This is a genomic window from Pseudooceanicola sp. LIPI14-2-Ac024, assembly GCF_042188925.1.
GTDB lineage: Bacteria > Pseudomonadota > Alphaproteobacteria > Rhodobacterales > Rhodobacteraceae > Pseudooceanicola.
Map to the genome: position 1 here is coordinate 1,534,816 of NZ_CP170102.1, position 18,210 is coordinate 1,553,025.

Below are 18,210 nucleotides of genomic sequence, written 5' to 3' on the forward strand. Positions count from 1 at the left end.
ATCCGACCTGTTCTGAAAATGCGATCCGGGCGGCGACCGGGCCCTAGTGGCCCTTCGCCCGCGCCGCCACCGCTTCGCCGGCCTGCACCAGGTCATGCACCAGCGTTCCGGCCATCGAGCGGAAGCAGAGCACGCGCAGCTCCTCCGCCCCGGTGCGCGCGATCGCGGCCTGCATGTGATAGACCTCGGTCCGCACCACGCTGCCGACCGGGAAGGCCGAGGCCCGCAGGTCCACCGGCACCAGCCGCGCCATCACCTCGGCCCCGGCCGCACCGCCGACCGAGACGCTGACCCAGGCGTCCGACTGGTCGGTCACGGCGGCATAGCGCGCCACCTCGCCCAACCCCTCGGCCCCGATCACCAGCCAGCGGTTCCGTCCGAACCACATCACCGCCACCGCGCCCGCGACACCCATGCGGCCCGGCCCCGGCAGGGACAGCCCGCAGGCCGTCTCGAGCGCCGAGGACGCCTGCGCCACCTCGCCCGCATGCGGAGAGATCCCCCACATCGGTACCATCGGCGCCTCGGTGAGCTTCAGCGCGCCCACGGTCTTCGGCAAAAGCCCCTCGGCGGGGCTGCGTGCGATCAGGTCAGCCACGGGTCCGCTCTCCCTTCGGGTCGAAGAAACAGGCAGGCCCGATGACGCAATAGGTCTCGTGCCCGCGCAGGTGGTCCACCATGCGCAGCGTCTCGCCGTGACGCTCGGGCCCGGACTTGACGAAAGCCAGCGCGAGGTTGGTCTTCAGCGTCGGCGAATAGCAGGCCGAGGTGATGTAGCCCTGGTCGTTCTCGCGCACCGGCGGCATGTCGTGCTCGAACAGGTGCGCGCCGGCCGTCAGCGTCTTGGCGATGCCCACCGGGGTCAGCCCCACCAGCCGCTCGCGCGCCGGATCGACCAGACCAGGCCGCGCTGCCGCCGCCTTGCCGATGTAGTCCTTCTTGGTCGACATCATCCCGGTCAGCCCCAGGTCGTAGCCGGTGGTCCGGCCGTGCAGCTCGGCATGGGTCAGCAGCCCCTTCTCGATCCGCAGGACGTTCAGAGCCTCCATCCCGTAGGCCCCGCCGCCCATGGCCTCGGCCCGCTTGACCAGTTCGCGGAACAGCGTGTCGCCGTAGCGCGCAGGCACCGCGACCTCGTAGGCATGTTCGCCCGAGAACGAGATCCGGAAAAGCCGCCCCGGCACGCCCATCACGCGCACCGCCCCGCAGGCCATGAAGGGCCAGGCCGCCGGGTCGACGGCCTCGTCCAGCACCGCGTTCAAGAGGTCGCGCGACTTCGGCCCGGCCAGCGCGAACTGGGCCCATTGCTCGGTCACGCTGACCATCTGCACGTCCAGCTCAGGCCGCAGCACCTGCGCCACGTATTCGAGGTGCCGCATCACCGGCCCGGCCGCGGCGGTGGTCGTGGTCATCACGTACTGCCCCTCGCCCAGGCAGGCGGTGGTGCCGTCGTCCATCACATGCCCGTCCTCGCGCAGCATCATGCCGTACCGCACCCGCCCCGGCTTCAGGGTCGAGAAGGTGCCGGTGTAGACGAAGTCGAGGAAGGCGCCCGCGTCCGGGCCCTGGATGTCGATCTTGCCAAGGGTCGAGACATCGGCCACCCCGACCGCGGTCCGCACCCAGCCGACCTCGCGGTCGCAGCTCTCGCGCCAGGTCGTCTCCTCGCCGCGCGGGAAATAGGACGGCCGGTACCAGAGCCCTGCCTCGATCATCGGCGCGCCCATCTTCACGCTGGCCGCGTGGCTGGTGGTGCGCCGCTCGGGCGCGAACCCCTTGCCCTGCGCGCCCGCCCCCATCGCCGCGATGGCGACCGGGCTGTAGGGAGGCCGGTACGTCGTCGTCCCGGTCTGCGCGATCGCGCGGCCGGTGGCATCCGCCAGCACCGCCAGCGCGCCCAGGTTCGAGGTCTTGCCCTGGTCCGGCGCCATGCCCTGCGTGGTGTAGCGCTTCATGTGCTCGACCGAGCGGAAGTTCTCCTGCGCCGCGCCCTTCACGTCCTTCACCGTCACGTCGTTCTGCAGGTCGAGCCAGGCGCGCCGCTTGCCCGGCACCGCCCAGAGCGGCTTCAGCCGGTAGGGCGCATCCTCCGCCGCCGGCACCGCCAGAGACGGCGCCGAAAGGCCCAGCGCGCCCAGCGCCACGCCCGCCGCCCGCGCCCCGTCGGCAAAGCACCCGGCGGTCGAGAACACCCCTGCCGCCGCGCCGCAGGGCGTCAGCCCCGGCACCGCCCCCTCGGCCGGGCCAAAGGCCGCGATCGCCTCGTTCCAGGCCGGGCGTCCGTTCAGGTGACAGGTCAGGTGCACGTTCGGGTTCCAGCCGCCCGACACCGCCAGGCAGTCGCACATCACCTTGTGCGTGCCGCCCTGTCCCTCGACCGTCACCGCCTCGATCGCGCCCCAGCCATGGGCGGCCGACACCACCGCCCCCGGGTAGAACGGCACGTCGAGATGCGTGGTCGCCTCGGGCCGCGCGTCGATCAGCGCGGTGACATGCACCCCCGCCGCCAGCAGGTCCGCCGCCGTCCGCTGCGCCTCGTCGGAATTGCCGAACACCGCCACCCGCTTGCCCGGCGCCACGCCGTAGCGGTTGAGGTAGGTGCGCACCGCGCCCGCCACCATCACGCCGGGGCGGTCGTTGTCGGAAAACGCGATCGGCCGCTCCAGCGCGCCCGCCGCCAGCACCGCCTGCCGGGCCGCGATCCGCCAGAAACACTCCAGCGGCAGCGCCTCGGGCCGCCCGGCCACGTGGTGGCCCACCCGTTCGAGCGCGCCATAGGTCCCGCCGTCGTAGACACCGGTCACCGTGGTCCGCCGCATCACCCGCACGTTCGGCATCGCGTCGAGCCGCGCGATCGCCGCCGCCGCCCAGGCCGCGCCCGCCATGCCGTCGATCTCGTGTTGTTCCGCGTTCAGCCGCCCGCCCGGCAGCGCGTCCTCGTCGGCCAGGATCACGTCCGCCCCGGCCTCGGCCGCGGTCAGCGCCGCCATCAGCCCCGCGGGTCCCGCGCCGATCACCAGCACGTCGCAGAAGGCATAGGCCTTCTCGTAGCGGTCGGTGTTGGCTTCGCCCGACAGCGCGCCCAGCCCGGCGGCGCGGCGGATCATCGGCTCATAGACCCATTCCCAGAACTTCCGCGGCCACATGAAGGTCTTGTAGTAGAACCCCGCGCCGAAGAACGGCGCCATCAGGTCGTTGACCTCCATCACGTCCCAGTTGACCGAGGGCCAGCAGTTCTGCGCCCGCGCGCTCAGCCCGTCGTAGAGCTCCTGCACCGTCGCGCGCACGTTCGGATCCTGGCGCGCGCCCGCGCCGATCGTCACCAGCGCGTTCGGCTCCTCGCTGCCGGCGCTGAAGATGCCGCGCGGCCGGTGGTACTTGAACGACCGGCCGACCAGCCGGATGTCGTTGGCGATGAGCGCCGAGGCCAGCGTGTCACCCTTGAAGCCCGAATACTCGTGCCCGTCAAAGCTGAACTTGAGCGGGGTGCCGCGGTCGATCAGACCGCCCTTGTCGAGCCGCATCACCGCCCCCCGCAGCCAGCGTGACCGAATGGATCTCGTGCGTCACCGTGTTGCGCTCGACGACCAGCCAGGCGGTGCAGCCGCTCTCGTGGTACCAGAGCTCGCGCGACCGGCCGGCCGGGTTGTCGCGCAGGTGCAGGTAGTCGTCCCAGGCGGCCGCGCCCGCATCCTCGGACGGACGCTCCAGCGCCGCGCCGCCGTAATAGAACTCGCGGCGATCCCTCTCGCCACAGACCGGACAGCTCAGCCTCATCTCGCGCTTCCCTGCTTCATCTTGCTCAAAAAACTCCCCCGGAGGGCCGCTCTCCACCCGCACCTCAGTGCAGGTTGTGCTGCGCCCCGGTGCCTTCCTCGTCCATCAGCCCGACCCCGTCGCGGAACCGGTCCAGCCGGAACCGTGCCGCCGGGGCGTGGTGCTCGCCGGTGGCGATCAGGTGGGCGAAACTGAACCCCGATCCCGGCACCGCCTTGAAGCCGCCGTAGCACCAGCCGCAGTCGATGAAGAGGCCCTCGGTGTCCGTCTTGTCGATGATCGGCGATCCGTCGGGGGTCATGTCCATGATCCCGCCCCAACTGCGCAGCACCTTGGCCTTGCCGATGGCCGGCATCAGCGTCATCGCCGCCTCCATCACGTGCTCGGCCATCGGCAGGTTGCCGCGCTGCGCGTAGGAGGGATAGAAATCCAGGTCGCCGCCGAAGACCAGGCCGCCCTTGTCCGACTGGCTGATATAGAAATGCCCCATGCCGAAGCTGACGACGTGGTTGATCACCGGCTTCAGCCCCTCGGTGACAAAGGCCTGCAGGATGTGGCTTTCGATCGGCAGCCGCATGCCGGCCATCGCCGCCACCTGCCCCGACCGCCCCGCCACCACGATCGCCACCTTCTTGGCCTTGATCGCGCCGCGCGTCGTCTGCACTCCGGTGACCTTGCCGCCCGCGATGTCGATCCCCGTCACCTCGCAGTTCTGGATCAGGTCGACGCCCCGGTCGGACGCCCCCCGCGCATAGCCCCAGGCCACCGCGTCATGCCGCGCCGTGCCGCCGCGCTTGTGTAGCAGCCCGCCGTAGACCGGAAAGCGCACGTTGTCGAAATCGAGGTAGGGCAGGTATTTCTCCACCCCCTTGCGATCCAGGAGCTCCGCGTCGTCGCCCTGGTTCTCCATCGCGTTGCCGCGCCGGGCAAAGGCATCGCGCTGCCCGTCCGAATGGAACAGGTTGATCAGCCCGCGCTGCGAATGCATCACGTTGTAGTTCAGGTCCGCCTCCAGCCCTTCCCAGAGCTTCAGCGAATGGGAATAGAACTCCGAGTTGCCGGGCAGGAAGTAGTTGGCCCGCACGATGGTGGTGTTGCGCCCCACGTTGCCACCGCCGAGATACCCCTTCTCCAGCACCGCGACATTGCTCAGCCCGTGTTCCTTGGCCAGGTAATAGGCGGTCGACAACCCGTGCCCGCCGCCGCCGATGACCACGATGTCGTATTCGCCTTTCGGCGCCGGGTCGCGCCAGTGCGGGCCCCAGCCCCGGTTGCCGGTCACACCTTCCTGGAACAGTCTCAGGGCGGAAAAGCGCATCTCGAACCTCGTGTATCGGCCGGCAGCATATTCCCCTCAGGAATATTCAATTCCCAAGGGGAAGCAAGACCCAATGCCGCCAGTCAAGCAACTTGGCGCCAGCTTGTCCATCCGTTGCGGCGAAGCGCCGCCGGTCGCGACACCAACGGGTCTGCCAGCGACGCCACCTTCAGCGGATGCGCCGCGCCCGGCAGCCGGGGCCATGCCGGGGCTCAGTAGTATCCCAGCCCCATCGACACCATGATCGCGATCACCAGCACCACCACCGCGACATGCACCAGCGCGTCGCGGCGCACGATGCGCGGGGCGTTCAGGGCAAAGGCTTCCGGGTCCTCGGTCAGCGCCTTCAGCCGCGCGCGCGACGGGCCGCCGCTGCCCTCGGCGATGGTGACAAGGACCAGCGCCGCGATCACGTGCAGGCCATAGGGTGTCACCCAGTCGCCCCAGGTCGTGATGCCGCCGCCGTACCAGGCCCGCGCCACGCCCAGCACCATGACCAGCACGCCCGAGGCGCCCATCACCGGTGCCGCGCGGCGCGCGATCCGGTCCAGCGCCCGCGCCGCCTCGGCCGCGGGCATCGCGGCGATGCCGGGCATCACCGCCAGGCCGAACACGACCGAACCGCCGGCCCAGATCACCCCGGTCAGGATATGCAGGTATTGCAGCAGGTAGAGCATGCGCGGCCTCCTCCGATCGACGCGGAAGGTGACAGGCCGCAGCCCCGCTGGCAAGGACCGGCCCGCAGACGGCGCGCCGGTCCGCGGGGGATCAGAGCCCCTTGGCGCGGTAGCTCGACGCCACCCGGTCGATCGACACCAGGTAGGCGGCGGTGCGCAGGTCCTTGACCTCGTCCCGGCCGTGCCAGACCTCGCGCATCGACTGGTAGGCGACCCGCATCGTGTCATCGAGGCCCGAGCGCACCAGTTCCAGCTCGTCCGCGCCGCGCAGGTACTTGGACTTGAAGTCCGGCGTCATCGACCACGCCCCGCCCAGGTGCTTGTCCAGCCGCTCCAGCTCAGCCACGATCAGCTCGTGCCGGGATTCCTCCTGCCGGCGCTGCATCCGGCCAAACCGGATGTGGCTCAGGTTCTTCACCCATTCGAAATAGGACACCGTCACGCCGCCCGCGTTGGCGTACATGTCCGGCACGATCACCACGCCCTTCTCGCGCAGGATCTCGTCCGCGCCCGCCGTGATCGGACCGTTCGCCGCCTCGATGATCAGCGGCGCCTTGATCCGGGCGGCGTTCTCCATGTTGATGACGCCTTCCATCGCGGCGGGGATGAGGATGTCGCAATCCTCCTCCAGCACCTTCGCGCCCTCGGCGGTGTGGGCCGCGTCGGGGAACCCCTTGACCCCGTCGTGCTTGACCAGCCAGTCGCGCACCGCCTCGACGTTCAGGCCGCGCGGGTTGTAGAGCGCGCCGTCGCGCTCGATGATCCCGACGATGATCGCGCCGTCCTCTTCCGACAGGAACTTGGCCGCGTGATAGCCCACGTTGCCCAGGCCCTGCACGATCACCCGCTTGCCGTCGAGCTTGCCCTCGAGGCCCGCCGCCGCCTTGTCCTCGGGGTGGCGGAAGAACTCGCGCAGCGCGTACTGCACGCCCCGCCCCGTCGCCTCGCTCCGGCCCTGGATGCCGCCCGCGTTGGTCGGCTTGCCGGTGACGCAGGCGCGAGAGTTGATGTCGGTCGTGTTCATCCGGTTGTACTGATCCGCGATCCAGGCCATCTCGCGTTCGCCCGTGCCCATGTCGGGCGCGGGCACGTTCTGCGCCGGGTGGATCATGTCGCGCTTGATCAGCTCGTAGGCAAACCGCCGGGTGATCGCCTCGAGCTCGTGCTCGTCCCAGTCGCGCGGATCGATGCAGAGCCCGCCCTTGGATCCGCCGAACGGCGCCTCGACCAGCGCGCACTTGTAGGTCATCAGCGCCGCCAGCGCCTCGACCTCGTCCTGGTTGACCGACGTGGCATAACGGATCCCGCCCTTGACCGGCTCCATGTGCTCGGAATGGACCGAGCGATAGCCGGTGAAGGTGTGGATCTGGCCCCGCAATCGCACCCCGAACCGCACCGTGTAGGTCGAGTTGCAGACCCGGATCTTCTCCTCGAGTTCCGGGGCGAGGTCCATCAGCGCCACCGCGCGGTTGAACATCAGATCGACGCTCTCGCGAAACGTCGGCTCTTTGATGTGAGCCATGAGTCACTCCAATTTCCAGTATGCCCAACACTTCACCTTTAGATCACAATTTCAACCAACCTGTGACCGATTGCCCGGGAAAATGCTGGACACCGCTGCCGGCCGGGCCCGATTCCCGGCCCCGCCACGCATTGTCAGCCCCCCGCAGCCAATGCCGTAAGGTCAACCGGGTATGACCTTCGGACGGAAACAAAGCTCCACTGCCACCGCCAAATGGCCCCAATTAGGCCATCATCCCCTCCTAACCCTTTCCGTAAGGATAAGAAGCGTTTGCAGGCAAACCCTGGCACGTGGACAAGGATTGGTAGAGATGCGCCGCACCGATTTGACGGACATGCGACTCCAGCTGCGCCGCCGACTGGCCGCCCGACTCACCCGCTTCGCGCGGGACGAGGACGGCGTCATGATCGCCGTCGTCATCACCTTCATGCTCATCATGCTGATCGTCGGCGGCGTCGGCGTCGACATCATGCGGCAGGAGATGGTGCGCGCCCGGGTGCAGACCACCCTCGACCGTGCGGTCCTCGCCGCCGCCGACCTCGAACAGGAGCTCGACCCCGAAGCGGTGGTCCGGGACTACTTCGTCAAGGCCGGCATCGGTGAATACCTGACCAACGTGACCGTGGATCAGGGCGAAGGCCACCGGATCGTGTCGGCCACCGCGAACGGCACCATCTCGACCCAGTTCCTCAGCACCATCGGCTTCAACGCCTTCACCGTCAGCGCCTTCGGCCAGGCCGAGGAAAGCCTCGGCGACGCCGAGATCTCGCTGGTGCTCGACATCTCGGGCTCGATGCGGACGAACGGCAAGATCGGCAACCTGCAGACCGCGGCCGAGGAATTCATCGACACCGTGATCCTCGACGACACGCTCGGCGCCGTCTCGATCAACCTGATTCCCTACACCGCCCAGGTGAACGCCGGGGCCGAGATCATGAACCGGCTGAACGTGCCGCGTAAGCACAACTATTCCAGCTGCGTGCTTTTCGAATCCGCGGATTTCAACAGCACCGCCATCGACCCGGCGACCGAATACGAACAGGCCGAGCATTTCGAGCTCTACGGCGCCGTCGACAGCGACATCACCAATCCCGGCTGCCCGATGCGCAGCTACGAAGAGATCACCGCCTATTCCGAGGACAAGGATGCCCTCAAGGACCAGATCGGCGACCTGACGCACCGGTCCAACACCTCGATCCACCTCGGGATGAAATGGGCGGTCGGGATGCTCGACCCGTCCTTCCGCCCGGTGATCTCGGACATGATCGACAACGGCCTCGTCGACGAGGTCTTCGAAGGCCGTCCCACCGACTGGGATGTCGGCGCGCTCAAGACCGTCATCCTGATGACGGACGGTGAGAACGTGAACACCTACGGGCTGACCGAACAGGCCTACGGCACCCCCTCGATGCGGGCGCACTGGGCCAAGAACGCGGTCATCGACTGGCTCGACGACAACGACGTGCCGTCCAGCGACTACGACGAATACTACTTCACCCGCTCGACCTGGCGGCAGTCCGACACCCAGCTGCAGACGATCTGCGACGCCGCCAAGGACGCCGGCGTGCTGGTCTGGTCGGTCGGCTTCGAGGTCGGCGACCACGGCGCCTCGGTGATGCGCAACTGTGCCTCCTCGGCCGCCCACTTCTTCCGCGTCGAAGGCGTCGAGATCTCCGAGGCCTTCCGCTCCATCGCGCGGCAGCTGAACAAGCTGAAGCTGACCCATTGACCCGAGGCCTCACGATGTCCATCCGCCTGCCCCGCCGCCTCCGCCGCTTCCTGCGCAGGGAAGATGGCTCCATGGCCGTGGTGGAATTCGCGATCATGTTCCCCGTCGTGCTGACGATGTTCCTGTCGGGCGTCGAAATGGGGATCATGACCGTCCGCCAGACCCTGCTGGAACACGCGCTCAACCTCGCTGTGCGCGACCTGCGGATCGGCACCGGCGCCGCGGTGACCCACGATTCCCTGCGCGACCGGATCTGCGGCTATGCCGGGATGCTGCCGAACTGCGAGGATGCGCTGCGGCTCGAACTGCGGGCCACCGACCTGCGCAACTACACCAACACGCTGTCGAACGAACCCGACTGCCTGAACCGCGCCGAAGAGATCAACCCGGTGCTGGCCTTCTCGAACGGGCAGCGCAGCGAACTGATGCTGATGCGGGCCTGCTTCATCTTCACCCCGATCTTCCCGAACATCGGCTTCGGCTACAACGCCAAGAAGGACGATGCCGGCGACATCCGCCTCTACGCGACAACCGCTTTCGTGAACGAGCCGACCTGACCATGCCCAGACGCCTGATCCACACCCCCGCCGCCGCCCTTCGCCGGTTTCGTGACGGCACCTCCGGCACCATCGCCATCGAGGCGGTGATCCTGCTGCCGATCCTGTTCTGGGCCTACCTGGCGATGTTCAGCTTCTTCGACATGCTGCGCCAGCAGGCGCTGAACCAGAAGGCGGCCTATACCCTGGCCGACATGGTCTCGCGCGAGACGGATTACATCAACGACACCTACATCGACAACGCCGAGAGCCTGTTCCGGTCGATGATCCGGTCCGACGACACCACCGCGATCCGCATCAGCGTCCTGAAATGGGACGAGGACGCGGGCGTGTTCGAGGTCGACTGGTCCGAATCGCGCGGTCCCTCCACGGCGATGGACAACGACGGCTCGGCCACGCTGGCCAACCGCCTGCCGGTCGTCCCCTCGGACGAACGGGTGATCCTGCTCGAGACCTGGACGACCTACCAGATCCCCTTTGCCATCGGCATGGACGATTTCGGGATGAACACCTTCACCTTCGTCCGCCCGCGCTTCGCACCACAGGTCTGCTTCTCGAACGCGGCCGAGCCGGTGAACTGCGTCGAAGTCTGACGCCTGACCGGCGCGGGCAGCAGGCTCAGCCCTGCCCCGCGCCCGCCCGTTCCGCCAGCATCACCGACAGCGCATCGGCCATCGCCTTGGCCTGCGCCGCATGGGCCACGCCGCCGATGCCCACGCGCCTGCCGATCCGCCAGTAGAGGCCCGGCCGCCAGACCCGCGGTCCCGGCTGGCTCAGCCGCACCAGGAACCCGTTCGACGGCTTGAAGGCAAAGGTCCCCCGGTCCACCGCCTCGATCTGCTCCATCGGGGCGATCACGGTGCCGGTGCTCTCGACCAGCCCGGCCTCGGTCAGGATCACCGCCTGCGCCGTGGCGCGCCGCATCTCGCGCGCGGCCCAGATCGCCAGCGCGCCGATCGCCAGCACCACGATCCGCAGGAACATCGACCCGCCCGGCTGGCTCAGCGCCAGCCAGAACAGCAGCAGGCCAAGGCAGATCAGCACCCCCAGCCCGAACATCCGCCGCCCCGGCGAGGCCTCGACCCGCGCCACTTCCGTCATTCCGGCCATCCGGCCCTCCCCTCTCGTCCGTCGCGCGGGCATAGAGGATTTCCGGCCCGCAGGCCAGCGCCTCAGCCAAGCCGGATCACCGTGCCCCAGTCATCGCGATACTCGGCCACCGGCCCCGGCACCCGCCGCCGCAGGTCGACGAAGTCGAGCCCCGTCTCGCGCACCGGACGCAGCCCGGCCCCGGCGCTCATCCACGCGTTGACCGCGACGTGGTGGTGGTAGCCGCCGGTCGACAGGAACACCGCATCCTCGCGCGTGCGGACCGCGTCGAATCCCAGCGTCTCGCGCCACCACTGCCCGGCCCGCGTGGCATCGCCGACCTTGAGGTGGACATGCCCGATCCGCGTGCCCGACGGTGCCCCGGTCCAGCGCGGCGGCAGCAGGCCCAGCGTGCCGAGGATGTCGTCCACGTCCAGCGGATGGGTGCCCATCTGCACCTCGCCGCCGACCCACTGCCACTCTGCCTGCGGCCGGTCGGCATAAATCTCCACGCCGTTGCCCTCGGGATCGGTGAGATAGATCGCCTCGCTCACCCGGTGATCCGCGGTGCCGGTCACCGGCACCTGCCGGTCGATGGCCATGGCGATCCAGTGTCCGAGGTCGCGCCGGGACGGCAACAGGAACGCGGTGTGGAACAGCCCCGCCTCGCGCGGGCCGGCCAGGGCCAGGCCGGTGTCCTCGGTCAGGCACAGCAGCTGTACGCCGCCCGCCCCCAGCCAGATCGTCGCCCCGGCCCGGCCGACCTCGGCCAGGCCGACGGCCCGTTGATACCACGCCGACAGCGCCTCGGCGTCGCGGGTGCGAAGGCCGACCGCGCCGACATGCACCGGCGCCTCCAGCGGCAGGCTGTTCGCCGCCGCCGCCCCGCCCGCGAGAACGGGGGTGAGCGCCGCGGCGCCCACTCCCTTGATCACCTCTCTCCGGCGCATCACAGCTCTCGCTTCAGCAGCCGGTCGAGCGAATACTGCCCGCCGCCCTTGGCCACGAAGCTCAGCGTCACCGCCGACCAGATCAGCGCCAGTTCGGCCCCGCCATAGCCCTGCCCCAGCTGGACCCAATGGAAATAGGCCGCCACCAGCAGGATGACCGAGGTGCCCGCCGCCGCCAGCCGGGTCAGCAGACCCAGCACCAGCAGCAGCCCGCCGGTGAACTCGGTCACCGACAGCAGCACCGACCAGAAGGGCGCCGGCGCAAACCCGAGGCCCGCGACCATCTCGGCCGCGCCGGTGGGGTTCTGGATCTTGGGCCAGCCGTGCACCATCAGCGCCACGCCGCAGATCACCCGCAGCCAGAGCTCGGTCAGGGGCACGGCCGCCGCGTAGAGCGGGCCGAAGGCCGGCACCAGCAGGGCCGGACGGTCGTCAGTGTTCATCGTCATGTGTCATGTCTCCATCATGCGCGCCCGCGGGCGTCGCGAAAATCCGGGCGCCGGTGGCGCCGTGTCAGTCTCAGGGGGGATGGAGGTCAGCCGCGCGGTGGTCGGTCGTCCGGCCGCACCGACCGGCCCGGGGCATGGCCCGCGGCCGCCGTGCGGTCCGCCGCGATCTCGGTGGCGGCGGGCGGCGCCACGACGATGCCCGCCGACAGGATGCAGGCATGGCAGCCCGGCTTGTCGGGCACCCGCGGCGCAGGCACCGCGCCGGGCGCCACACAGGTCTCGACCCCGATCCGCGGACCGCCGCAGCCGGGCGACGGCTCCGCCTGCACCGACCGGAAGGTCGAGGCCAGCACGACCACGAGGGTCAGGCAGAGCACCAGTGTTCGCAACATGATAAGTCCCGCGGGCCGGATTGCCCGGCCTTCATGGCCGCCCCGGCTCCGCACGGCAAGACGACGTCGCGGGCGGTCACGCAGATGTCAGGACGGCGCGGGTCCGGCTGCCCGGCCCTTGGGCATCCGCCCGCCGTCAGTTCCCCGCCACCGCCGCCGTGCGCCCGTCCGCCGCCTCAGGTGACAGCAGCCCATGAAGGACCGGCAGCAGGCCCGCCGCGATCCGCTCGGCCCCGGCCATGCTCACATGCGTCGGGTTGAAATAGAGCACCCGTCCCCCCGCCACCAGCGGGCAGAGGTCCGCTGCCCGGTCGCAGAGCCGCGCCGCCGCGTCGAACCGCAGAACGCCGGGCCGCGCGGCCAGCGCCGCCTCGGCCTCGTCCCAACCCGCCACCTGCGCGCGACTGCGCGACAGCGCGTTTCCGATCCGCGCCGGGTCGCGCCCCAGCCGCGCGGCGATCCCCGCCACCTGCCCGGCATCGACGCCGGCGTTGGGGATCTGCCCGACCAGCACCACCGCCCGGCCCTGCGCCGCCAGCCGCTCCACCGACCGGCGGAACCCGGCCTGCAGGGCAGCCTCATCCACCTCGCCGTAGGCCTCGCGGTTCAGCGCCAGCACCACGACCCGGGCGGTCCGGTCCGCCGCCAGCGCCGCGATCACCGCGTCGTTGATACCCCGGCACAGCGGCCGCCGCGGGAAATCCACCCCCAGCACCGGCGGACAGGCCGACCCGGTGACCTGCCGCACCGGCAGCGCGTCCGACAGGGCCGCCGCCAGCTCCGTCCCGTGGCTGTCCCCCAGACGACCACCGCCGCCTCGGCCCCGCCCAGCACGCAGCTTTCGGCATAGCCCTGCACCACGCCCTCCCTCCGGTGGCAGTCTGCCCGCCACGGGCTGTGATCCGCACCGCTGTCGAAATAGGCCAGCGTCTGCGCCGGGAACCGCCCCGGCATCCCGTCCCGCTGCCAGACCGCCGTGCCGGCCACCGCGATGACCGCAATCGCCCCCAGCCCCATCGCCATCACCGGTGCGCGCCCGACCGCGAGCCGGGCGAACGGCTGCTCGATCCAGCGCCAGCTCAGCCAGCCCACGAGAACCGAAACCACCACCGCGCCCGCCATCACCGCCGCGCCCGGCTCGTGCGGCGAAAGGATGCGCAGGTAGGCCATGATCGGCCAGTGCCACAGGTAGACCGAGTACGAGATCGCCCCGAGCATCACCAGCGGCCGCAGCGACAGCGCCCGCGCCACCCGCCCCGCGCCCGGCCCCCGCCCGGCCCAGAGCAGCAGCGCCGCGCCCCCGGCGGGCAGCAGCGCCCGCAGCCCCGGGAACGGCATCGCGGCCGAGATCGCCCAGACCCCCGCAGCGATCATCACCAGCCCGGCCAGCGCCAGCGCCTCCCGCGACCGGCGCGGCGGCGGCGCATAGGCCGCCAGGGCGCCCAGCAGGAACTCGAACACCCGCGCGGGCGACAGGAAGAACGCCGCAGCCGGTGCCTGCACCGCCTGCCACTGCGACCACGCCAGGCAGATCAGCATCGCCCCCAGCGTGACCGCCACCAACCGCCGCCGCGCCCGCGCCATCACGACCCAGAGCGCCAGCGGAAAGACCAGGTAGAACTGCTCCTCCACCGACAGCGACCATGTGTGCAACAGCGGCCTCAGCTCCGCCGCGCGGTCGAAATACCCGCTGTGCAGGTAGAAATCGACGTTCGACACGAAGACGGCCGAGGTCGCCGCCGTCCGGCCCAGCTCCGCGAAGGCATCGGGCGACAGGATCGCCGCCCCGACCGCCAGCGTCACCGTGACCATGACCACCAGCGCCGGAACGATCCGCCGCAGCCGCCGGCGGTAGAAATCGCCCAGCGTAAACCGCCCCGCAGCCATGTTGCGCCGCAGGATGCCGCCGATCAGGAAGCCCGAGATCGCAAAGAACACGTCAACGCCGGTAAAGCCCCCCGGCAGCGCCGCGGGCCAGGCGTGGAACAGCACCACGCCCGCCACCGCGATGGCGCGCATGCCCTGGATGTCGTCGCGAAATGCACCGGCCGTCATGCCCTGCCGTACCGCCTCCGAAACCGGGCCCCCGGGCGTCGTCTTGCACCACGAATGTGGCAACAAGGCGTTGAAACCGGACCGATCCGCGCCAGAGCCGCGTCAGCGGTTCTCGACCACCACCGGCGTCTCGAAATACTGGAACCGCGGCACGCTGCCAAAGGTCGCGGCCACCCGGTCGAGGAAGGCCGCGCCATGCGCCTCCCGCGCGTCGGCCACGCTGTCCCAGGTATAGACCCCGCCCGCAATCCCCGCCTCGGCATCGTAGAGATAGCTCTTGCGGCGCAGCTTCGGATGCGCCCGCCAGAGCACGGCGCTCTCCTCGAAGAGCGCAACCACACGGTCGCGCCCCATGCCGTCGGGAATGTCGAAAGTGACGATCTCGGTGATCATGGCGGTCCCTCCCTCGCGGTCAGGATGCCACGCCCGCCGCCGCGCGGCCAGCCGGGCGCTCAGCCCCCGGCGCGGGCCTTCTCGATCGCGGGGCGGATGCTCTCCTCGATGATCCGCTGGGTCACCGGCCCGGCATGGCGCAACACGATGGTCCCGTCGCCGTCGATCACGTAGGTTTCGGGCACGCCGTAAAGGCCCCAGTCCAGCCCCATGCGCCCGCTCTCGTCCTGCCCGACGGCGGCATAGGGGTTGCCCAGCTCCTCCAGGAACCCCAGCGCGTTCGGCGCCTTGTCCTTGTAGTTCACGCCGTAGATCGTGATCCCCTCGTCCGCCAGCGCCTCGAGGTTCGGATGCTCCACCCGGCAGGGCGCGCACCAGCTGGCCCAGAAGTTCACCAGCTTCACGCCGTCCGCCTCCAGCGCCGCCCGGTCAAAGCCCGGCAAGTCGCCCAGCGGCGTCACCTCGACCCCGGGCGCCGCCTTGCCCGCCAGCGCCGAGGGCAGCGCATCCGGGTCGTCCCGCTGCATGCCGACAAAGAACACCGCCGCCAGCCCGGCAAAGATCAGCGGCGGCGCCAGCATCAGGGGTTTAAGCTTGGCCATCGCGTCGCGCCTCCACCTTCTCGAGCGCCGCCTTCACCCGCCGGGCCCGCCAGACGCTGACCGCGACCAGCACCACCAGCAGGGCGATCGACACCGCGTAGGCGCTCAGCACGGTGTCGGCGTATTTTCCAAGATCGGGCATCATGCCATCCGCTCCCGCGCCAGCAGCGCCCGCATCCGCCGCGCCCGGATCTCGGTCCGCGTGCCCAGCAGCACCAGCGCCACGAAAAGCAGCACGAACCCCGCGATGCAGACCAGCAGCGGGAAATAGAACACGTCCGCCACGTTCTCCTCCTTGTCGAGCGAGAGCGAGGCGCCCTGGTGCAGCCCCTGGTTCCAGAACAGCACCGCGTAGCGGCTGAGCAGCGCAAAGACCGACCCCACGAGGCACAGCACCGAGGTCAGGTCCGCCGCCGCGTCGTCGCTCTCGATCGCGGCCCAGAGCGCCATGTAGCCGAGGTAGAACAGGAACAGGATCAGGAACGAGGTCAGGCGCGGGTCCCAGGCCCACCAGGTGCCCCACATCGGCTGCCCCCAGATCGCCCCGGTCACCAGCGCGATCACCGTCATCATCGCCCCCACGGGCGCGGCCGCCCGCGCCGCCAGCGCGCTGACGTGGTGCCGCCGGACCAGCCAGATCAGCGAGGCGACCAGCATCATCAGCCAGGCGTTGATCGCGATCAGCGCGGCCGGCACATGTAGGTAGATGATCTTGACGGTCGAGCCCTGGCGGTAGTCGTCGGGGGTGAAGAAGAAGCCCCAGACCAGCCCGACGGCCAGCGCCACGCCCGCACCCCACGCCACCCAGGGCAACACCCTGTCCGAGGTCGCCATGAACTTGCGCGGATTGGCATATTCCCAGATCGAGGCCATGTCGCTCCCTTATCCCGCCGGCGCCCCACGCGCCAATCACATCACCGCAGGTTGACCCGCAATACCGCAGCCGAGGCAAAGGGCAAAAGCGCGATTGTGCCGCAGGTCACCGCCGCCAGCAGCAGCAGCGGCGTGCCCGGTGCCACGCCCTCCGCCCCGCGCCGCGCCACCTCGGCGCCAAAGATCAGCGTCGGCACGTAGAGTGGCAGCACCAGCAGCGACAGCAGCAGCCCGCCCCGCTTGATCCCCACCGTCAACGCCGCGCCGAAGGTGCCGATCACGCTCAGCGCGGGCGTCCCGATGGCAAGGCTCACCAGCAGCCAGGGGTATCCCGGCCCCGGCAGGCTCAGCAGCAGCCCCAGCACCGGCGCCGCGATCACCAGCGGCAGGCCCGTCGTCAGCCAGTGCGCCAGCGCCTTCACGCTGACCGCCGCCTCCAGCGGCAGCGGCGCGGTCGCGATCAGGTCGAGCGATCCGTCCTCCCAGTCCAGCGCAAAGATCCGGTCGAGCGACAGCAGGCAGGCCAGCAGCGCCCCGACCCAGAGCATCCCCGGCGCGATCCGCGCCAGCAGCGCCGTCTCCGGCCCCACCGCAAAGGGCACCAGCACCACCACGATCAGGAAGAACGCCAGCCCCAGGCCGAACCCGCCGCCCGCCCGCACCGCCAGCCGCAGGTCGCGGATCAGCAGCGCCTTCACAGGAAGCCCCCGTCGTCGTCGGCAGGCTCCGGCAGCCGCGCCTTGAAGGGCGCGAGGTCCAGCACCTCGGCCTCCAGCCCCAGCTCGATATGCGTGGCGATCAGCGCCAGCCCGCCGCCCGCAAGGTGGGTGCGCACCGCCGCCGCGAACATCGCCACCGCCTCCCGGTCGAGCGAGACGGTCGGCTCGTCCAGCACCCAGACGCGCCGCCCGGTGACCAGCAGCCGCGCCAGCCCCAACCGCCGCTTCTGCCCGGCCGACAGCGCCCCCGCCGGCCGCTCCGCCAGCCCCTCCAGCGCAAAGGCCCCGAGTGCCGGCCCGATCCCGCCGGTGCGGTAGAGATCGGCCCAGAACGCCAGGTTCTCGCCCACGCTCAGCACCGACTTGATGCCGTCCGCATGGGCGGCATAGACCATCTCTTCCCGTTCCAGCGAAATCCGCCCCAACAGCGCTGGCTGCAACCCGGCCAGCGTGCGCAGAAGGGTTGTCTTGCCGATCCCGTTCGGCCCGCGCAGCACCAGCGCGCGGCCCGCCGCCAGCCGGAAGGAGACCCCCTCCAGCACCGGCACCCCGCCCCGCGCAACCGCCAGATCTTCCACGACAAGTTCCATCGCCAACGGGTTATCCCAAAACCCGCAGCCGCGATAGCCCGCCCATCTTCATCTTGCCCCAAATACTCCCGCCGGAGGCATCGTGCCGCAGGCACGACCCCGCCCCGCGATGCGCGCCGCGGACCGGGTCCGCCCCCGGGCCCCTCGCCCGGCGCCGCCCCTCAGACCGGGATCAGCGCCGCCGCCACCCGCCGGCCTTCCGACAGCAGCACGTTGTAGGTCCGGCAGGCCGAGGGCGTGGGCATCGGCTCCACCCCCACGCCCGCCGCCTCCAGCGCCTCGCGCAGGGCCGCGGGCACCGGCGCGATCTCGGCCCCGGTGCCCAGGAACAGCACGTCCACCTGTCCGGCCAGCGCCACCAGGCTCTCGCGGTCCTCGATCCCCGCCCAGGGCGCCACCGCATCGGCGGTCACGATCTGCGGCCCCCGGTGCACCTCGCCCGCGACGCGGAAGAACCCCGGCCCGTAGCCGTCGATCGGCCGCGCCCGGCCATAGTCGATCTCGTTCATCTGCATGAC

Annotated in this window: 22 protein-coding genes; 3 read left to right on the top strand and 19 right to left on the bottom strand. The window is 70.2% G+C overall.

What is annotated here, in order from left to right:
• Nucleotides 1–43 precede the first annotated feature (43 nt).
• The 6 genes from ACE2AC_RS07485 to ACE2AC_RS07510 all read right to left on the bottom strand — a co-directional run bounded on the left by ACE2AC_RS07485 (nt 44) and on the right by ACE2AC_RS07510 (nt 7,294).
• Nucleotides 44–598, bottom strand: a complete 555-nt coding sequence (locus ACE2AC_RS07485; RefSeq protein ID WP_375691474.1) for a sarcosine oxidase subunit gamma — start codon at nt 596–598, stop codon at nt 44–46.
• Nucleotides 591–3,524 (bottom strand): sarcosine oxidase subunit alpha family protein, encoded by a 2,934-nt coding sequence (locus ACE2AC_RS07490; RefSeq protein ID WP_375691475.1) that lies wholly within the window; start codon nt 3,522–3,524, stop codon nt 591–593. The genes ACE2AC_RS07485 and ACE2AC_RS07490 overlap by 8 nt, the downstream gene beginning before the upstream one ends.
• Nucleotides 3,466–3,777: a sarcosine oxidase subunit delta gene (locus tag ACE2AC_RS07495; protein WP_375691476.1), complete on the bottom strand. Its 312-nt coding sequence runs from the start codon at nt 3,775–3,777 to the stop codon at nt 3,466–3,468. Before ACE2AC_RS07495 ends, ACE2AC_RS07490 begins: the two co-directional genes overlap by 59 nt.
• Before the next feature lie 64 nt (nt 3,778–3,841).
• A complete protein-coding gene (locus ACE2AC_RS07500) occupies nt 3,842–5,095 on the bottom strand; it encodes a sarcosine oxidase subunit beta family protein (protein WP_375691477.1) in 1,254 nt (417 codons plus the stop codon).
• A 212-nt stretch (nt 5,096–5,307) separates the two neighbouring features.
• Nucleotides 5,308–5,772: a hypothetical protein gene (locus ACE2AC_RS07505; protein WP_375691478.1), complete on the bottom strand. Its 465-nt coding sequence runs from the start codon at nt 5,770–5,772 to the stop codon at nt 5,308–5,310.
• Between the two features lie 91 nt (nt 5,773–5,863).
• The gene (locus ACE2AC_RS07510; RefSeq protein ID WP_375691479.1) at nt 5,864–7,294 is read right to left on the bottom strand and encodes a Glu/Leu/Phe/Val dehydrogenase; all 1,431 of its coding nucleotides are present in this window, start codon (nt 7,292–7,294) and stop codon (nt 5,864–5,866) included.
• A gap of 334 nt (nt 7,295–7,628) precedes the next feature.
• Here ACE2AC_RS07510 and ACE2AC_RS07515 point away from each other — a divergent pair, with 334 nt between their 5' ends.
• From ACE2AC_RS07515 to ACE2AC_RS07525, 3 genes are read left to right on the top strand one after another with little or no spacing between them, the layout of a single operon-like run.
• On the top strand, nt 7,629–9,023 hold the full coding sequence (locus ACE2AC_RS07515; RefSeq protein ID WP_375691480.1) for a TadE/TadG family type IV pilus assembly protein: 1,395 nt from the start codon (nt 7,629–7,631) through the stop codon (nt 9,021–9,023).
• A gap of 14 nt (nt 9,024–9,037) precedes the next feature.
• Nucleotides 9,038–9,580 (top strand): TadE/TadG family type IV pilus assembly protein, encoded by a 543-nt coding sequence (locus ACE2AC_RS07520; protein WP_375691481.1) that lies wholly within the window; start codon nt 9,038–9,040, stop codon nt 9,578–9,580.
• 2 nt (nt 9,581–9,582) lie between these two features.
• Nucleotides 9,583–10,173 carry a TadE/TadG family type IV pilus assembly protein gene (locus ACE2AC_RS07525; protein WP_375691482.1) on the top strand — a complete coding sequence of 197 codons (591 nt, stop codon included), beginning with the start codon at nt 9,583–9,585 and terminating at the stop codon, nt 10,171–10,173.
• 25 nt (nt 10,174–10,198) lie between these two features.
• Here ACE2AC_RS07525 and ACE2AC_RS07530 read toward each other — a convergent pair whose 3' ends face one another.
• The 13 genes from ACE2AC_RS07530 to ACE2AC_RS07590 all read right to left on the bottom strand — a co-directional run bounded on the left by ACE2AC_RS07530 (nt 10,199) and on the right by ACE2AC_RS07590 (nt 18,207).
• A complete protein-coding gene (locus ACE2AC_RS07530; RefSeq protein ID WP_375691483.1) occupies nt 10,199–10,690 on the bottom strand; it encodes a hypothetical protein in 492 nt (163 codons plus the stop codon).
• 62 nt (nt 10,691–10,752) lie between these two features.
• A complete protein-coding gene (locus ACE2AC_RS07535; protein ID WP_375691484.1) occupies nt 10,753–11,619 on the bottom strand; it encodes a VOC family protein in 867 nt (288 codons plus the stop codon).
• On the bottom strand, nt 11,619–12,068 hold the full coding sequence (locus tag ACE2AC_RS07540; RefSeq protein WP_375691485.1) for a DoxX family protein: 450 nt from the start codon (nt 12,066–12,068) through the stop codon (nt 11,619–11,621). The genes ACE2AC_RS07535 and ACE2AC_RS07540 overlap by 1 nt, the downstream gene beginning before the upstream one ends.
• A gap of 86 nt (nt 12,069–12,154) precedes the next feature.
• Nucleotides 12,155–12,460 carry a hypothetical protein gene (locus ACE2AC_RS07545; protein WP_375691486.1) on the bottom strand — a complete coding sequence of 102 codons (306 nt, stop codon included), beginning with the start codon at nt 12,458–12,460 and terminating at the stop codon, nt 12,155–12,157.
• Between the two features lie 136 nt (nt 12,461–12,596).
• Nucleotides 12,597–13,208 carry an SGNH hydrolase domain-containing protein gene (locus ACE2AC_RS07550; RefSeq protein ID WP_375691487.1) on the bottom strand — a complete coding sequence of 204 codons (612 nt, stop codon included), beginning with the start codon at nt 13,206–13,208 and terminating at the stop codon, nt 12,597–12,599.
• Nucleotides 13,118–14,515: an acyltransferase family protein gene (locus ACE2AC_RS07555; RefSeq protein ID WP_375691488.1), complete on the bottom strand. Its 1,398-nt coding sequence runs from the start codon at nt 14,513–14,515 to the stop codon at nt 13,118–13,120. The genes ACE2AC_RS07550 and ACE2AC_RS07555 overlap by 91 nt, the downstream gene beginning before the upstream one ends.
• Before the next feature lie 102 nt (nt 14,516–14,617).
• On the bottom strand, nt 14,618–14,908 hold the full coding sequence (locus ACE2AC_RS07560; protein ID WP_375691489.1) for a hypothetical protein: 291 nt from the start codon (nt 14,906–14,908) through the stop codon (nt 14,618–14,620).
• Between the two features lie 59 nt (nt 14,909–14,967).
• Nucleotides 14,968–15,510 (bottom strand): DsbE family thiol:disulfide interchange protein, encoded by a 543-nt coding sequence (locus tag ACE2AC_RS07565; protein ID WP_375691490.1) that lies wholly within the window; start codon nt 15,508–15,510, stop codon nt 14,968–14,970.
• Complete coding sequence (ccmD, locus tag ACE2AC_RS07570) at nt 15,497–15,655, bottom strand: heme exporter protein CcmD (protein ID WP_375691491.1); 159 nt, start codon at nt 15,653–15,655, stop codon at nt 15,497–15,499. The genes ACE2AC_RS07565 and ccmD overlap by 14 nt, the downstream gene beginning before the upstream one ends.
• Complete coding sequence (locus ACE2AC_RS07575; RefSeq protein WP_375691492.1) at nt 15,652–16,383, bottom strand: heme ABC transporter permease; 732 nt, start codon at nt 16,381–16,383, stop codon at nt 15,652–15,654. Before ACE2AC_RS07575 ends, ccmD begins: the two co-directional genes overlap by 4 nt.
• A 41-nt stretch (nt 16,384–16,424) precedes the next feature.
• The gene (ccmB, locus tag ACE2AC_RS07580; protein WP_375691493.1) at nt 16,425–17,081 is read right to left on the bottom strand and encodes a heme exporter protein CcmB; all 657 of its coding nucleotides are present in this window, start codon (nt 17,079–17,081) and stop codon (nt 16,425–16,427) included.
• Nucleotides 17,078–17,692, bottom strand: coding sequence for a heme ABC exporter ATP-binding protein CcmA (gene ccmA / locus ACE2AC_RS07585; RefSeq protein WP_375691494.1), 615 nt, complete (start codon nt 17,690–17,692; stop codon nt 17,078–17,080). The genes ccmB and ccmA overlap by 4 nt, the downstream gene beginning before the upstream one ends.
• Before the next feature lie 161 nt (nt 17,693–17,853).
• On the bottom strand, nt 17,854–18,207 hold the full coding sequence (locus tag ACE2AC_RS07590) for an Mth938-like domain-containing protein (RefSeq protein WP_375691495.1): 354 nt from the start codon (nt 18,205–18,207) through the stop codon (nt 17,854–17,856).
• Nucleotides 18,208–18,210 lie beyond the last annotated feature (3 nt).

Coding starts and splice junctions, on each gene's coding strand:
- ACE2AC_RS07490 (WP_375691475.1), bottom strand. CDS start 3,524: ATGCGGCTCGACAAGGGCGGTCTGATCGACCGCGGCACCCCGCTCAAG.
- ACE2AC_RS07495 (WP_375691476.1), bottom strand. CDS start 3,777: ATGAGGCTGAGCTGTCCGGTCTGTGGCGAGAGGGATCGCCGCGAGTTC.
- ACE2AC_RS07500 (WP_375691477.1), bottom strand. CDS start 5,095: ATGCGCTTTTCCGCCCTGAGACTGTTCCAGGAAGGTGTGACCGGCAAC.
- ACE2AC_RS07505 (WP_375691478.1), bottom strand. CDS start 5,772: ATGCTCTACCTGCTGCAATACCTGCATATCCTGACCGGGGTGATCTGG.
- ACE2AC_RS07510 (WP_375691479.1), bottom strand. CDS start 7,294: ATGGCTCACATCAAAGAGCCGACGTTTCGCGAGAGCGTCGATCTGATG.
- ACE2AC_RS07515 (WP_375691480.1), top strand. CDS start 7,629: ATGCGACTCCAGCTGCGCCGCCGACTGGCCGCCCGACTCACCCGCTTC.
- ACE2AC_RS07520 (WP_375691481.1), top strand. CDS start 9,038: ATGTCCATCCGCCTGCCCCGCCGCCTCCGCCGCTTCCTGCGCAGGGAA.
- ACE2AC_RS07525 (WP_375691482.1), top strand. CDS start 9,583: ATGCCCAGACGCCTGATCCACACCCCCGCCGCCGCCCTTCGCCGGTTT.
- ACE2AC_RS07530 (WP_375691483.1), bottom strand. CDS start 10,690: ATGGCCGGAATGACGGAAGTGGCGCGGGTCGAGGCCTCGCCGGGGCGG.
- ACE2AC_RS07535 (WP_375691484.1), bottom strand. CDS start 11,619: ATGCGCCGGAGAGAGGTGATCAAGGGAGTGGGCGCCGCGGCGCTCACC.
- ACE2AC_RS07540 (WP_375691485.1), bottom strand. CDS start 12,068: ATGACGATGAACACTGACGACCGTCCGGCCCTGCTGGTGCCGGCCTTC.
- ACE2AC_RS07545 (WP_375691486.1), bottom strand. CDS start 12,460: ATGTTGCGAACACTGGTGCTCTGCCTGACCCTCGTGGTCGTGCTGGCC.
- ACE2AC_RS07555 (WP_375691488.1), bottom strand. CDS start 14,515: ATGACGGCCGGTGCATTTCGCGACGACATCCAGGGCATGCGCGCCATC.
- ACE2AC_RS07560 (WP_375691489.1), bottom strand. CDS start 14,908: ATGATCACCGAGATCGTCACTTTCGACATTCCCGACGGCATGGGGCGC.
- ACE2AC_RS07565 (WP_375691490.1), bottom strand. CDS start 15,510: ATGGCCAAGCTTAAACCCCTGATGCTGGCGCCGCCGCTGATCTTTGCC.
- ccmD (WP_375691491.1), bottom strand. CDS start 15,655: ATGATGCCCGATCTTGGAAAATACGCCGACACCGTGCTGAGCGCCTAC.
- ACE2AC_RS07575 (WP_375691492.1), bottom strand. CDS start 16,383: ATGGCCTCGATCTGGGAATATGCCAATCCGCGCAAGTTCATGGCGACC.
- ccmA (WP_375691494.1), bottom strand. CDS start 17,692: ATGGAACTTGTCGTGGAAGATCTGGCGGTTGCGCGGGGCGGGGTGCCG.
- ACE2AC_RS07590 (WP_375691495.1), bottom strand. CDS start 18,207: ATGCAGATGAACGAGATCGACTATGGCCGGGCGCGGCCGATCGACGGC.